Origin of the sequence: Tritonibacter sp. SIMBA_163, assembly GCF_046535935.1 — a bacterium.
Lineage (GTDB): Bacteria > Pseudomonadota > Alphaproteobacteria > Rhodobacterales > Rhodobacteraceae > Epibacterium > Epibacterium scottomollicae.
In genome coordinates this window covers 15,740-30,850 of sequence record NZ_JAWJBP010000021.1, presented here as the reverse complement: position 1 = coordinate 30,850, position 15,111 = coordinate 15,740, and the positions used below count along the sequence as shown (strand labels likewise).

At 60.5% G+C, this 15,111-nt stretch carries 11 protein-coding genes; 5 read left to right on the top strand and 6 right to left on the bottom strand.

Annotated features, from left to right (window positions below; translation table 11 throughout):
- Positions 1 to 17: 17 nt before the first annotated feature.
- The 5 genes from R0J92_RS18895 to R0J92_RS18875 form a co-directional block, all read right to left on the bottom strand.
- Positions 18 to 704, bottom strand: coding sequence for a YjbF family lipoprotein (locus R0J92_RS18895; RefSeq protein WP_411052737.1), 687 nt, complete (start codon positions 702 to 704; stop codon positions 18 to 20).
- Complete coding sequence (locus tag R0J92_RS18890; protein ID WP_411052736.1) at positions 701 to 2,827, bottom strand: YjbH domain-containing protein; 2,127 nt, start codon at positions 2,825 to 2,827, stop codon at positions 701 to 703. The genes R0J92_RS18895 and R0J92_RS18890 overlap by 4 nt, the downstream gene beginning before the upstream one ends.
- A gap of 239 nt (positions 2,828 to 3,066) precedes the next feature.
- Positions 3,067 to 4,959 (bottom strand): polysaccharide biosynthesis protein, encoded by a 1,893-nt coding sequence (locus tag R0J92_RS18885; protein WP_411052735.1) that lies wholly within the window; start codon positions 4,957 to 4,959, stop codon positions 3,067 to 3,069.
- A 512-nt stretch (positions 4,960 to 5,471) separates the two neighbouring features.
- Entirely contained in the window at positions 5,472 to 6,584 is a 1,113-nt protein-coding gene (locus R0J92_RS18880; RefSeq protein ID WP_411052734.1) for a ParB/RepB/Spo0J family partition protein, read from the bottom strand.
- Positions 6,585 to 6,658: 74 nt separating this feature from the next.
- The gene (locus tag R0J92_RS18875; protein ID WP_317387027.1) at positions 6,659 to 8,068 is read right to left on the bottom strand and encodes an AAA family ATPase; all 1,410 of its coding nucleotides are present in this window, start codon (positions 8,066 to 8,068) and stop codon (positions 6,659 to 6,661) included.
- A gap of 493 nt (positions 8,069 to 8,561) precedes the next feature.
- On the opposite strand from R0J92_RS18875, the gene R0J92_RS18870 reads away from it, so the two are divergent.
- The 4 genes from R0J92_RS18870 to R0J92_RS18855 all read left to right on the top strand — a co-directional run bounded on the left by R0J92_RS18870 (position 8,562) and on the right by R0J92_RS18855 (position 13,317).
- Positions 8,562 to 9,563, top strand: coding sequence for a replication initiator protein A (locus R0J92_RS18870; RefSeq protein ID WP_411052733.1), 1,002 nt, complete (start codon positions 8,562 to 8,564; stop codon positions 9,561 to 9,563).
- A 103-nt stretch (positions 9,564 to 9,666) separates the two neighbouring features.
- The gene (locus R0J92_RS18865) at positions 9,667 to 11,106 is read left to right on the top strand and encodes a mannose-1-phosphate guanylyltransferase/mannose-6-phosphate isomerase (protein WP_411052732.1); all 1,440 of its coding nucleotides are present in this window, start codon (positions 9,667 to 9,669) and stop codon (positions 11,104 to 11,106) included.
- Positions 11,103 to 12,266 (top strand): nucleotide sugar dehydrogenase, encoded by a 1,164-nt coding sequence (locus R0J92_RS18860; RefSeq protein ID WP_411052731.1) that lies wholly within the window; start codon positions 11,103 to 11,105, stop codon positions 12,264 to 12,266. The genes R0J92_RS18865 and R0J92_RS18860 overlap by 4 nt, the downstream gene beginning before the upstream one ends.
- A gap of 13 nt (positions 12,267 to 12,279) precedes the next feature.
- Complete coding sequence (locus R0J92_RS18855; RefSeq protein ID WP_411052730.1) at positions 12,280 to 13,317, top strand: NAD-dependent epimerase/dehydratase family protein; 1,038 nt, start codon at positions 12,280 to 12,282, stop codon at positions 13,315 to 13,317.
- A 247-nt stretch (positions 13,318 to 13,564) separates the two neighbouring features.
- Here R0J92_RS18855 and R0J92_RS18850 read toward each other — a convergent pair whose 3' ends face one another.
- Positions 13,565 to 13,702, bottom strand: coding sequence for a hypothetical protein (locus tag R0J92_RS18850; RefSeq protein WP_411052729.1), 138 nt, complete (start codon positions 13,700 to 13,702; stop codon positions 13,565 to 13,567).
- A 333-nt stretch (positions 13,703 to 14,035) separates the two neighbouring features.
- On the opposite strand from R0J92_RS18850, the gene R0J92_RS18845 reads away from it, so the two are divergent.
- Positions 14,036 to 14,812, top strand: a complete 777-nt coding sequence (locus R0J92_RS18845; protein ID WP_411052728.1) for a recombinase family protein — start codon at positions 14,036 to 14,038, stop codon at positions 14,810 to 14,812.
- Positions 14,813 to 15,111: the final 299 nt, after the last annotated feature.

Here is a 15,111-nt window from a genome sequence, read left to right as displayed (position 1 = left end):
GCTTTTGCCAATTCAGATCAATCCACCACCTGACGTGTGCGAATATAGCCAATACTTGGCCCCGCCCATTGCCGGGACTGCCGCACCCGTCCCCCTCGCGCATCAATCCAGTAGTCGTTGACCACCTCGCCCCCCGAATCATCGCTGCACCGTTCCTGCAGATATCGGGTCGGATAGCTCCGCCCCACGATGTCCAGAGCAACGGTCCCCCGATCATGCAAATCACAGGCCAGCCGAACGCGATAGGAACCGCTGTCATCACCGCGGAACTCATAGAGCCGCGCCCCGCCGGAGGCCGGTCCCATGGCCCCCTGCCCGTCTGCAGGCACCGCCGCGGACAGCATCCCGCCCCGCAGTCCCCGGGTCGAGATCAACATGCCATCGCGGAACCCAAAGCTGATGTTGTCCACCGTACGCCATAGCTCAATTCGGCCCGGCAAATCGTCGCTGCGGGCCAACTGCAGGGTAACGTAATCGCGCAGCTCTTCCGTCTCGATCACCACTTCGATATGCGGATCCTCGATGGTGTCCAGCAGCGCCCGCGTCAGGGTTGGCGGCTGTGGCTTGCTGCCGCCCCCGAACCGCTGCTTGATCTGATCACGGATCACCCCCCCCACCTCAAGCTCCAGCGGTGTGTCATCTGGACCCTGCGCGCAGGCTCCAAGCATGGCGCATAGGCCAAGGGCATAAATCAGATGTCTCATTCCCAGAACCTCGCGCGCTGTTCTTCGAGGCTCTTGCGATGGGTCACGCGGACCTGTTCGTAAAGCCGCCCCGGGACGCTCACACGTTGGCCACCGTCACGCTGTACCGGCCGAATCGTCAGCCCGTAGGCATTGCGCGACGGTTTGCCCAGCAACCAGTTCAGCGGAATGCTCAGCCGGATGCCCTTGTCAAAGGAGCCCTCGCCATAATCCTCGGCCGAGACATCCGTTAGCGTGAAGAACCCACCAAGCTTCCAGCCATTGTTGAAGGTGCGCGTCAGCGACACCGTGGTGCCGATATCCCCGGCCAGATAACGGCCCGCATCCACCTGCAGCAGGTAGTTCTTCGGCAGTTCAAGATAGGCCGAGGCATGTCCGGTCAGCACGTCGTAATCGCGAAAGCCGAACTGCTGGTCAAAATCGCGCTGTCGCACGTAATTCAACTCAGCGCCGAGCCCCAGACGACTGTCCACCGGCTTCCACAACAGCTCGCCCGAGAGGCCGCCGTACATGCTCTCGAAATAGCCCACCGTTGCCCGGGCATAGAGGTTGCGCCCCGGCCTCCAGCGCCGCTCCACGTAGAGCTGTTCGAGCGTGGTGTCGGCCTGTGCGAATTCGCGCTGATTGGTGCGCACCTGCGGCAGCCTCGACGACCCCGCGCGGCCATCAGCCACATTGCCCCAGATCCGCTGTCGGATTGCGCCTGCCAGTTTCCAACCCGGTGCCGGGCTATAGCTGGCCTTGAGATCGACACCGAAGTCGATCCGGAACGGCACAGAAGGGTCAAAGTAAGACGGCGATGTATAGGGGACGAATGAATAGGAGAAGGCGGGATAGAGCGCATCGGAGACCAGCGCATCCTCTGCCGCCGCTCCAGAATCCTGCACCGTGGCCACCGCCCAGATCGCATCCGGGGCCTCGGGTGAAAACTCCAGCGCCTCCAGATCGGAGCGGCGCAGCACCACAGCCGACAGCCCCAGCCCGCCGCTTGTGGGCACAATGCGGAAGGTCTCGACCGAAGGTGGCAAGCTTTGCGCCATGGCCCGCGCCGCACGGCCCACCGCCAATGCCTGCGATTGATAGCGGGTGTTGCGAATACGCGCCTCAGCCATGGTGCCGCGCAGGGTCACGCTCTCCAGAATGAGCCCATCCTGTCGCAGCGATTGCGCCAGCAGATCACGCGTTTTGAGCTTTGCGCTGTCACTGTCCGCCCAAGCCGTGGTCCAGAGCGCCTCATCCTGAGCCCAGGTGCTGCGTGGAACCACCGGCGACGGCGCTAGCACCTGCATCTTGGTCGCGGGATGGCGCGGGTTCATCTGGATCTGTGCCGAAATGCCAAATTCGGACCCATAGAGATAATAGGCCCCTAGACGCAGCTGCCGGCTGGCCTGATACTCGACCCCAAAGTTGAAATCCGACTTGCGTTCAAAGACGTTGGATTGCTGGGTCTCCTGCGTATAGGCGTCGGTGGAATACTCAGCCTTGACACCCCAGCGTCCATGTCGCCACTCTACGCCCGCAAATGGTGCGACATCACCGCGGAACCAGCGGTCCACGCCCAGCTGACCGCCGGTCTCGCCCGATGTAAAACCAGAGCGATTGCCAAGTGTCGCCACTGCTCCGCTGGAGCCCAGACGCCCCCAGCCCAGACCGGCAGACAGTTTAAATTGCCCCGGCAGCGCCTCGGGCGCGAAGGTCTTGGTGGCGACGATATACTCGCCACTATAAATCCCGGTGCCAGCCAGATCCTGAAGCCCCACAGCCACCGCAGGGCGATAGCGCCCTTCCTGCCAAAGACGGAAGCGCACATCAAAGTTGCGATCATAGAAATCGCCAAAGTTGAACAGATTGCGGTCTTGCGTCTCGGTGTAACGAAAGGCCACAGACACCCACGGCAGGGCCTGCGCCTGCAGGTTCATTCGGGTGATACCGCCAAAGCTGCTGACCGAGGCCGCAAATTGCGCGTCCGGCATCATCTCGGCACTGGGCATGTCGATCATGCCGGGATTGCCATAAAAGTTCAGGCTTGGCGTCTCGGGCCAGGCAAACCCGCGCGGCGCGGCGTCTTCGGCCAGCAGGGCCTGTGGCAGCCCGGAAAGCACCGTGCCCAAAAATGTGCCCAAAAGCAGAGCCACCGTTCTGCACGAGCGTTCTGCACTCAGGCCAGGTCTCGGGCCGGACAGGGGCGGGGTCGGGAAAGTCACGCGCGGCAATCCTTGCTTAGTCTTATCGTTGTTGTCGTGCTCCCACTGCCGGGCGACGCAGCGTCGACGGGCAGGAGAGTTCACCTGTTGCCTTGCTTACTGCCCTACCCTTTGACGCCGATCAACGGTCAAAGCCGGTTTGTTGTGGTCTGTGGCACTCAGGACGTTTTCCGATGCAGGTCGGATTGCACATAGCCTTCGACCCACCGCAGGATGACCTGACGTGCGCCCTCTTCATCCCCGACGGCCACCGCCTGACGCAGCGCGCGCAAGAATGCCGCCACCTCGATTTCCGACAGCGTCGCCTCGCGGGCACAGAAGATCTTGGGGTGAGCTGTGTGGATCAGTTCGGTGGACAGCGTCAGTTCCTCTTCCAGCTTCTCCCCCGGGCGCAGGCCGATAATGTCGATGGCAATATCGCCCTCCGGATGATCCGCATCACGCACGCTGTATCCCGCGCTCTCGATCACCTGCCGGGCCAGCTGCAGGATCGACACCGGCTCGCCCATGTCGAGGACAAAGACCTCGCCCCCGCCAGCCTCGGCTCCGGCCTGCAACACGAGTTGCACCGCTTCGCGGATGGTCATGAAATAGCGTTTGACCCGCGGATCGGTCACGGTGATCGGGCCGCCACGGCTGATCTGTTCCTGAAACAGCGGAATGACCGAGCCCGAAGACCCGAGGACATTGCCGAACCGCACCATGGTGAACACCGTCTTTGCCCCCGGGCTGTGCGCAAGGGTGCGGGTGGCCATGTCCTGGATGATCAGCTCTGCCATGCGTTTGGAGGCCCCCATCACATTGGTCGGGCGCACCGCCTTGTCAGAGGAGATCAGGATAAAACGCTCCACCCCGAATTCCGCCGCCGCCCGTGCCAGCGTCTGGGTGCCAAAGACATTGTTGGCCAGCCCCGGCAGCGGGTTTGCCTCCACTAGGGGGACATGTTTATAGGCCGCCGCATGCAGCACCACCTGCACCCCGTGACGCTCCAGCACCCGGCGCACCTGACGGGGATCGGTGACCGACCCCAGCACCGGCACCAGCTCGATATCGGTGCCGCTCACCCGCTGCGACAGTTCCTGATGGATGGTGTAAAGCGCCAGTTCCGACAGCTCGTACAGCACCAGCTTGGTCGGATGGCAGGCGAGGATTTGCCGGCTGAGCTCAGAGCCGATCGAGCCACCGGCCCCAGAGACCAGCACCACTCGGCCCGCATAGGACTCCGCACAGCCCAGAAGCGACACATCGCAAGCATCGCGGCTGAGAAAGCTTTGCGGGGGCACCGGCGTCAGCTTGTCGACCAGCGCCTCTTCTCCGATGAGCTGAGCAAAGGAGGGCAGGGCCTGCACTTCCAGCCCCAACGCCTGCAACCGCTGAATGATCTGCGCCTGTTTCGGCTGACTGTGCGATGGCATCGCCAGCAGCACCCGTTTGACATTGCGGGCCTTCACCATCTCGGAAATGCGGGAGGGCGCATAAACCGGCAATCCCATCAGGGTCAGCCCCTGCAGGGATTTGTTGTCATCCACGAAGGCCACCGGATCGATTCCCTCATGAGAGCGCAGCGCCTGCGCCAGCTGGGTTCCGGTATTGCCCGCGCCATAGATCAGCACCCGTGCCCGAGGCCGTGCCCGGCGATAGAGGGCCAGAACCACCTGCAGCATCAGAGCGCGGGTGCCCACCATCAGCAGCAGATAGATAAGGCCAAAGACCACATGCACGCCCGATGGGAGCTCTGGCCCAAAGACAGCGCAGAGCGCGGCCTCCGCCGAAGCCACCACGATGGCAAGGACGGCTGTCTGACTGACGGCATGGCGTTCATAGGCAATCAGTTGAACTTTCGGCAGCCCCAGCCAATAGGACACCCCCGCGGCCAACAGCAGGATATAGGGCAACACCGGCAACATTTGCCCCAGCAGCGTCAGCGCAGAAACCGGCATGTCCTGCAGCAAAAAGGCAAACAGCAGTGCCAGCGGAAGCAACAGCAAATCCAGCGCCAGGAAAATCGTCGCCTTGCTCTGACGCGACAGCCGCTCCACGATTTTCAACATGCTTGCCACCTCACTGTCAGCGCTCTCCCTACTGTCACGTTGTTCTATGTAACCTGGGCTGCTCAAAAGGTCTGAACCAAATCCCAAGTGCCCGATGCCCATACTTAGCATCTGAAGTATCACACACCATAGGCTTCCCGCGACTGAACATAAAACTACGATATTTCCCTGCGCCTTGTCGTTAATCTGCACACGCATCGGCAGAGTCACGCCACTGAAGCCCAAGGATGCATCAAAAAAATGCCAACCACCCGCGAGTTTGATCATCTCTCGATCCACCGCACGATAGGTCAACCTTCCTGCCGCATTGTTTCGCGCGCGAAACAATAGGTCAGCACTACTTACCCAATGTTTCGCACGCGAAACAATAGGTCACACATGCTGACCTATATTGCATCCCATTCACAGGCTCTTTCAGGAGCAGCTCACATCACATGTCAGAGCCTCAAAATGCAGAGACGCGCCCCCGAAGGGACGCGCCTGACAAGTCGAAATCTCAGAGAAATGCGGGCTCAGCGGGTCGCGAGCCAGGCCTTCAAATCCGCCATCAGATCCGGCGTCACCCCGTCACCGCTCAACTCGATCTTCTGAGCCTCTTCCGCAAAGGCAAGCCGCACACCAGGCGCGGCTTGCAGGTTGACCCGCTGCCCTGAGACAACAGGAGTGCTGCGCGGCGGAGCAGGAGGGGTAGGAGCGGTCAACACAGCAGACGGAGCAGCAGGCGGGGGAGAAGAGGGGGGTAAATCAGGCTCTAATACGCGCGGTAGGCTCCCATTCCAGGCCTCCAGATGCATTTGCAAAACGTAGATTTCCTCGGCCCCGTCTTTGCAGTGAGAAGTCCGCAGGTTTTCGGCCAGCTCCTCGCCGAGCTGTGGGTTTTCTTCGATCCTGCGGGCCAGCCCCAGGCCCAGCTTTTCAGGAATGGCGGTGGGGTAGCGCAGCACCTCGTCCAGCGCTTCGACCAGGGTGACAAAGCTGGCGATTTTTGACCGCTTGGCGCGGGGCACGTTCTGGAACAAGCCCAGCAACGCCTTGCGCTGGTCTGGATAGATGCCCTCGGCCAGCGCCCGCATGGCGATGCGCGCGCGTTCATAATGGCTGAGATTGACCCGGATCTCGTTTTCCTCGACCATCGCCAGATAGGCATCGGCGGCGCTGTCGGGGCGCACCACCAGCGCCTTCACGCTGGCGAATTTAGAGTCTAAAGTCTCTTCATAGAGTCTGCGCAACGCGGTCAGACGACGCCAGCCGGAGATCAGCCCATGGGTCTTGCCCCCAGCCGCGCCGTCCCGTTTGACCACTTCGATCGGCGTCTGCTGGCCGCGGGCGCGGATCGAGTCCATCAGCGCCCGCATGTCCTCCTCGTCCTGCACGATGCGGTCGCGCACCAGATAGGTCTCGTCCACCGCTGCCAGCGGCAGCTCCTCGATCATCAGCCCCTTGGCACGGGCGTTTTCCAGCACGCCGGACAACTCCTCCAGCGCCGCGGCGGCAGAGGTGTCCGAGGCCACCTGGGCGATCGGCGCCGCGCCCACCGATAGCGGACCGGGCGAAAGGGCAGGGCCCGTCTCACTGGCGCTCAGATAGGTGGGCTGGGCCGGGGTCAGCCGTTTGCGTTTTGCCATTCTCGTCGTCCTTCCTCATGGGCCACGACCGGGGCGAGGCGCCTCCAGTATCGCAGCCGCATCCTAACCCGGCCTCAGGAGGCCGCGCGCTCCGCCTGCAACGCCAGTTCCTCGCGCCGCCAGACGCCGTTGAGCAGCCGTTTGAAGGCAGCATAAGTCTCATCAAACGTCTCACGCCCGCGGGCATAGGTCTCGCGGTTGAAGTCGCGGTAATCCGCCTCGTAGATGCCATTGACCTGCTCGCCGGCCTGACCGATCAGCGCGGTGTAATCCTGCCGGTGCGGCGACAGGGTCGGGCCCATATAGGCCTGCACCAGCCCCGCCAGCTCGCCCTGCTGGGCGCCGTCATAGCGGGTGATCACGGCGCGCACCGCATCCCATTCAAAGCCGATCTCGGGTCGGCCAAGGGCACGGGCAGCGAGGTTCTCCCCCTCCTCGATCGAGGCGAAGGTGGAATGTAGCATGTCAAAGAACCGGCCCGTGGAATCGAATTCCAGGAAGGACGCCCCCATCGGCACCAGCAGGATATCGGCCGCCGAAAGCCCGTTGATGGTCAGGTAGCCAAGAGCCGGCGGCGTGTCGATAAAGACCACATCGTATTGATCCAGTACCCCGTCTGCCTCCAGCCGGTCGGTGAGCGCATCCCACAATTTCCACGAGCGTGCCGCCATGCGCCAGACCGGGATCTGGAACTCCGCCCAATAGAGGTTCAGCTGGGCGCCGATGAGATCGATGTTGGGCCAGTGGGTCGGCTGGATCACATCCGCCGCCGTCATCTCCATGGCAGCGGTCAGGCTTTCGTCCAGCGGCTGCGGTGCGTCGCCGCGATCAAGACGGCGCTGGTTTTCCAGCCGCAGATGTTCGCCGTAGTGGCGGGCCAGCAGCGGAAAGGCGGTCTTCCATTCGTCTTCGACCTTGCCGCCAAAGATCGAGGTCATGGAGCCTTGAGAATCCAGATCCACCACCAGCACCTTGTAGCCGTCCAGCGCTGCCGACATCGCCAGATGCGCCGCGGTCGAGGTCTTGCCGACGCCGCCCTTGAAGTTGGCCACGGCGACGAGTTTTGCCGGCAAGCCTTCGGGGCGGTAGGGCAGGTAGTTCTTGGCCTTGGACCCTTGCGCAGCAAAAAAGGCACGCAGCCGCAACACCTCGTCGAGGGTGAACCACTTGGCGCCACCCTCGGTTTCGGACCGGCCCTGCGGCAGCTCCGGGTTGGCTTTCAGCACCCTGCGGAAATGGGCCTGCGCCACCGGGATCAGGTAGCGGGTGATCTCCCAGGTGGAGAACAGGCGCAGGGATTTGGCGCCTTCTTCATTGAGACCCCGGCTGGCCAGATCGGCGCGACCGCGGGTGCAGCCTTCGGCGATCTCGGCAAAGCGCGCGGTGTCGGTCGGCTGGTCCAGATCTGCCATCGCAGCGTCGGGATCAATGTTGAAATAGGGCGGCAGGGCGCTGCCTGCCTTGCTGTGGATATCTTTGGCCATCCTGCCTTTGCCTCATGCTGGAAGGAAGCGGCTTGTCCTGCCCGGTTCTCCTTCCGAGCTTGGGCACTGCCGCCTCATGTATCGCCTTTTCCTCAAGATAGCAGAAAAGGCGGCAGGTGGAAGCATTATGATGACATGGCTGTATTTTTCTAAGCAAATCCGTGTCTTGCGACGAGCCGTGGCGGCGGATTCTCGGCACATTTGGCAGGCCTGAAAAAAACCTAGCTTGTTATTAATGTGTTATTTCTAGTTAAGGCAGGACATGGCGTTCTGCAAAGCCCTTTTTTCATTGGCTCATGGCATGATTTTGACGGATTACGCGACTCTGAAACCCCGATAAAGCGACTCCGAACCCCCGACGTGCTGACTCTGAACCCCCGTTGTGCGGGGCTGTGGATAACCATAGGGTGGGTGTAATCAAAACCACGAACCCGAATCCGGTGATACAGCGGATCGACAACCGTGGAACAGGCAGAGCAGTGAGACCGATATCATGACCAGCGCGGTGAGCGAGACCGGGGGCTATCCGCCGGAGGGGCAGGGGGCCTATTTCCTCTGTGATATCTTTGATGCGATGCCCAAGAACGACCTCGCCTCGATGGAGCACCCGCTGTTCAGCCTGGGCACACGGCCCGACCGGCGCATCCTGAATTACGAACACAATGGGGCCGAGATTACCGTGACCCCTTCGGTCAAGGGGTTGGCGACGATCCACGACAAGGACATCCTGATCTTCTGTGTCAGCCAGCTGATGGCGGCGCTGAACGCGGGGCGTCAGGTGAGCCGCACCCTGCATCTGACCGCGCATGATCTCCTGGTGGCCTGCAACCGGGAGACCTCGGGCGATGCTTATCGCCGCCTGCGCGAGGCGTTTGAGCGGCTGGCGGGCACCCGCATCACCACCAATATCACCACCGGCGGGCAGGAGGTCACCTCGGGCTTTGGCCTGATCGACAGCTGGGAGATCGTGCGCAAGGCGCGTGGTGGTCGCATGGTCTCGGTGGCGGTGACGCTCTCGGACTGGCTCTACCGGGCGGTGCTGTCGAAATCGGTGCTGACGCTGAGCCGGGAGTATTTCCGCCTGCGCAAACCCCTGGAGCGGCGAATCTACGAGCTGGCGCGCAAGCACTGTGGCCGTCAGGACAGTTGGCAGATTTCGGTGGAAACCCTGCTGAAGAAATCCGGCTCCGCCAGTCCGCGCCGGGTGTTCCGCAAGATGATCCGCGACATGATCGCGGCCCAGCCGCTGCCGGATTACAAGATGACGGAGCTGGAGGGCGACATCATCCGCTTTGCCCAAAAGGCGGCCGTGGTCGAGGGCCCGCCGCCTGTGGTGTCGGAGGCCGCTCGCGACGAGGCCCGCCGCCTGATCCCCGGTGTCGATGTGCATGGGCTGGAGGCCGACTGGCGCGCGGTCTGGGCCAAATCCGGCGGCCCGCGCCTGCGCAAACCCGATGCGGCGTTTCTGGGCTGGGTGAGGAAACGGACGGGCTGATATGCCGCTTTGATAATGAATTTGACTGGCTGCCTTGTGAAGACGGGTGCGGTTGACTACCACATAAAGGACGCTACTCGCGTCGCTTGAGATTAATGTTGTCATGAATATTATTCCCGTTCTTCTCTGTGGTGGCTCCGGAACCCGGCTCTGGCCGTTGTCGCGCAAGAGCTACCCCAAGCAATTCGTGCCCTTGATGGGCAAAGAAACCTTGTTTCAGTCTTCGGCCAGACGGATGTCGGGGACCGGAAACGGGTTTGCTTTTGGCGCGCCGATGGTGCTGACCAATTCCGATTTCCGCTTTATCGTTGCGGAACAGCTACAGGCCGCAGGCATCGATCCCGGCGCGATTTTGATCGAGCCCGACGGCCGCAATACGGCGCCGGCTGTGCTGGCCGCAGCGCTTCGGGCGCAAGCGCAGGATCCAGAGGCAGTGCTCTTGGTGGCCCCTTCGGATCATGTGGTGCCCGATATCGAGGCCTTTTACGCCGCTGTTGCGCGCGGGCTTGCGGCGATCGCCGAAGAGCAGATGGTGACCTTTGGCATCACCCCAACCCATGCGGAAACCGCCTATGGGTATCTTGAACTTTCAAAGGCGCCTGATACCGCGGGTACCCCGGTGGCGCTGAAGCAGTTTGTGGAAAAACCCGATGCCGCCCGCGCAGCCGAGATGCTGGCGGCGGGCAATTTCAAATGGAATGCGGGGATCTTCCTGTTCCGAGCCGCCGATATCATCGCGGCCTTCAAGGCTCATGCGCCTGAATTGATGGAGCCTGTCGCGGCAGCGCTTGATGAGGCAGAGGTGGACCTTGGGTTTTTGCGGCTGGCGCCCGAACCGTGGGGACGGGCGGCGGACATCTCTATCGACTACGCGGTGATGGAGAAGGCCAAGAACCTCTCCGTGGTGCCCTTTGATGCGGCCTGGTCTGATCTGGGCGGCTGGGATGCGGTTTGGCGCGAGGCCGGACCGGATGACAATGGCGTCGTGGTCAGCGGTGCGGCGACGGCGATCGAATGTTCCGACACGCTGCTCCGTTCGGACAGCGACCGGCTGGAGGTGGTCGGCATCGGCCTTGAGGGCATCATGGCGGTGGCGATGAATGACGCGGTGCTGGTGGCGGATAAATCCCGCGCTCAGGATGTGAAGCTGGCGGTGCAGGTGCTGAAAGACAAAGGCGCGGCGCAGGCGACCGATTTTCCCAAAGTCCACCGCCCCTGGGGGTGGTTTGAAAGCCTAGTGGTCGGAGATCGTTTTCAGGTCAAACGCATTATGGTCCATCCCGGAGCCTCCCTCAGCCTGCAAAGCCATGTCCACCGCTCCGAGCATTGGGTCGTGGTGGAGGGTACCGCGCGGGTGAGCGTGGATGGCGAGATGAAACTAATGACTGAGAATGAGAGCGTCTACATTCCACTGGGGGCGGTCCATCGGCTGGAAAACCCCGGAAAAATGCCGATGGTCTTGATCGAGGTACAAACCGGGGCCTATGTGGGGGAAGATGACATCATCCGCTACGAGGATGTTTATGCCCGAGGTGAACTATGAAAATCGCGATTGCAGGTCTTGGCTATGTCGGCCTGTCCAATGCCGTTCTGCTGGCTCAGAAAAACGAGGTTGTCGCCACCGACATCTCTGAAAACCGGGTGGAGATGGTCAACGCTCGGCAATGTCCGATTGTCGATCCTGAGCTTGAAGAGTTCCTATCTAGCCGCGATCTAAACCTCACCGCGACCATGGATGCGGCGGCCTACAAGGGCGCAGATTACGTGATAGTGGCGACGCCGACGAATTACGACCCTCGGCACAACTCCTTTGACACTTCCAGCGTCGAAGCGGTGATCGCGGCAGTCATGGCCGTCAATACCACCGCCACCATCGTCATCAAATCAACGATCCCGGTGGGGTTTGTCATGGATGTGCGAGCGCGGTTGGAGACCGATCAAGTGATCTTTTCCCCCGAGTTCCTGCGCGAGGGGCGTGCGCTTTATGACAACCTGCATCCCAGCCGGATCATCGTTGGAGAGCGCTCGGAGCGTGCCCGTATCTTTGCGGATCTTCTGCTGGGCGGTGCTGATGAGGACGAGGTGGAAACCCTCTTCACCGATCCAAGCGAAGCCGAGGCGGTGAAGCTTTTTGCCAATACCTATCTCGCGATGCGGGTGGCGTTTTTTAATGAACTGGATTCTTACGCCATGGCCGGGGGTATGGACACCCGCCAGATCATCGAGGGGCTAAGCCTCGATCCGCGCATCGGCGGCCACTACAACAATCCTTCCTTTGGCTATGGTGGCTACTGCCTGCCCAAGGACACCAAACAACTTCTGGCCAATTACGATCAGGTGCCGCAAAACCTGATCCGGGCGATCGTTGACGCCAACCGCACCCGCAAGGATTACCTGAGCGATCAGATCTTGATGAAAGGTCCCAAGGTGGTCGGCATCCATCGGCTGGTGATGAAGGCGGGATCGGACAATTTCCGCCAGTCCTCCATTCAGGGCATCATGAAACGCCTCAAGGCCAAAGGTGTCGAGGTGATCGTCTATGAGCCGGTGTTGACGGAAGATCACTTCTTCCATAGCCGGGTCATCCGCGACCTTGACGCCTTTAAGGCCGAGGCAGATCTGATCGTGGCAAACCGGATGAGCGAAGAGATCCGCGATGTCTCTGACAAGGTCTTTACGCGCGATCTGTTCGAGGCGGATTAAGAAAGACGAAATCATGCAAACCGTTCTTGTAACCGGCTCGGCCGGCTTCATTGGCTTTCACCTCAGTAAACTGCTGTTGGAACATGGGGCACATGTCATCGGGGTGGATGCACTCAGCGATTATTACGATGTCTCGCTGAAAGAACGGCGTCATGCGATGCTGGCTGATGCCGCGGGGCAGGGTCCGGGCCGCTTTACGCCGGTCATTGGCCGGATTGAAACACCAGAGTTATTGGCGGATTTGTTTTCCTCCCATAATCCAGATTATGTTATACATCTGGCGGCTCAAGCTGGCGTGCGCCACTCCATCGAGAACCCGCGTTCCTATCTGGAAAGCAACCTCATGGGGACGTTTGAGCTGTTGGAGGCTGCCCGCACGCATCCCCCCAAGCATATGCTGCTTGCCTCGACCTCCTCGGCTTATGGCGCAAATACGGATATGCCATACCAAGAGACCCAGAAGGCTGATCACCAGATGTCCTTCTATGCGGCGACCAAAAAATCGACCGAGCATATGGCGCATTCCTATGCGCATCTCTTCGATCTGCCGATTACGATGTTCCGGTTCTTTACCGTCTACGGTCCTTGGGGCCGACCGGACATGGCCTTGTTCAAATTCACCAAGGCGATCCTCGAAGGCCGTCCTATCGATGTCTATAATCACGGCGACATGCAGCGGGACTTTACCTATGTTGAGGATCTGGTGGAGGCGATCCGGCTTCTGATAACAGCCTGTCCCGAACGCCCCGCTGATGGTCATGTGCCAGAGGGAGACAGCCTGTCACCGGTGGCCCCGTTCCGTGTGGTCAACATCGGCAACTCCAACCCAGTTCAGCTTGGCGATTACATCGGCGCCATCGAGCGTGCCACCGGCATTGCGGCACAGCGTAATCTGATGCCGATGCAGCCGGGCGACATCCAAGCGACCTGGGCCGATATCCAACTCCTGAAGCGGCTCACCGGATATACACCGCAGACCACGATTGAAGAAGGCGTGTCCCGTTTCGTGACGTGGTACCAAGAGTATTATGGTATCAACTCGGGTGAGTAGGTTCTTATCATAACCGGGGTTTCGCCCACACGCTTCCTGTTCCCCCAAGCGTGGCTACCAGCCCAAGGGCGATTTGGCTGAGTGAGCCGCTTGCTGCCAAGGTGCGGAACAATGAGACCATCAGCGTCATGTCTGTTGGCGCGTTGCGTGGCCGGTTTCCAACTCGGGGCAAGATCTTTGAGATAGCGGCGGCAGCAAGCAGTCACTGTCAGAGACGCATTCTGAACCGCTCCGACTTCTAAGCCATTCAGTAGAGCGCGAGCCAGGAGCGTGTCGCGCCACGCTGCCGGAGGCCAAGTTTGGGAACCTCAGTGTCCCAATGGATGGTCTCGGCCCTTTGGGAAACGGGACGGGTATTGGCGGTGTTCAGAGCTGGTTTACGCATAGCTGTCTTCCTTCTCTGCTTCAGGAAAAATTCCACGCAGTTTCCCGGGAAGCGGCCAGGAAAAGCGGGGAAGCATCATAGTTCAGGAAGAAAACCACCGACATGGCGCGTTCCGCGGGCGGGCAAACCAATCTATTGAACGGCTTACAGGGGGCCTTGAAACGTCGGTTTCGGCCCGGAGCCTCAGATTTGTACCACACCCCACGCAGCAAGCTGCAAGGTGACTATACGCTACTGATATTATTAAAATAATGGCGTCCGATAATATTTACGGACTGTCAGAAACTTGGTTTTTCATGAAAAACAACATCTTACGATTTGAGGTCCCGCAGTATGGCCCAGCTGAGCCATACTGCGGGCCGGGCGTGGCCCGCAGTCCAAAAGCTGTTTCGGACAATGCGTGTCATTTGTGATACACGTAAAAAACAAACGTTGGCTGCACTGAGATTATGGCACAGGGATACCAACGCGATTTCCCCAATGACAGGAGGTGCTCGGCCATTGGCTCCCCGGGACTACGTATATGTTCGCCTTGATCCTAAAGAGGGTTGTATCGGAAAATCCTCTGACCATGCCACCATCCGCACTCACACGCAGGCTGCGCGTCTCGACGGGTTTGTCGTGCATAGTCGCTGGGCTGTGAGCGAACGGGTGGGCGCCTCGGTTGCAGCGTCAGGGCGACCAAAATTGCAGCAACTGATCCGCCAGCTCAAACCTGGCGACGCCGTCATCGTGTATACGCTTGACGGGTTTGGGCGCGATTCATCTGACGTCCTGAAGACGATCCGGCACATAGACGAGATGCAGGCCGAAGCGTTTTGCGTGTCCCTTACAAGAGACAGTTTGTGTTCCGATACAAAGTTCATGACGATGATGGAGGCCGTGGCGGCGCTGGAGCGCTTGACGGAGAGCGAGCGTAAACAGGCGAGGGCAACAGGGCGTGGTGTTGCAGGGGGGCGGATCGGACGACCACCCTCGCTGGATGATGCAACACAGGCGGCTGTGCTGACGGACCTTGAGATTGGGATGACCATTTCCGCCGTGGCGCGGCGTTACAACACATCCCATCAGACCATTCTGCGCATACGGGACGCAAGGACGCGGTCCTGATCCTCTTTGTCGCTGAACAGGCCGGGGTTCCGCCACTGTGCCAAGCGAAGATAGGTTCGCACCAGGACAAATGATGGCGAGGCGTATTCCTACGCATCGTAGCGACTTTAGGTTGCGGAGCGACGCACAGCGAGAGCCCCTCTGGAAAGACCAGCAGTCGTGGTTAGGCTGGGTGTGGATCTTTTATGAGACTGCAGGTCCGAACACCCCTACTTTGGTCCAAAATTCACGAGGAAAACGAGCCTTCAGCCGGCCAACGAGACGCGGCTGAGCGCTTCAAATACTCGCCTACGCTACGT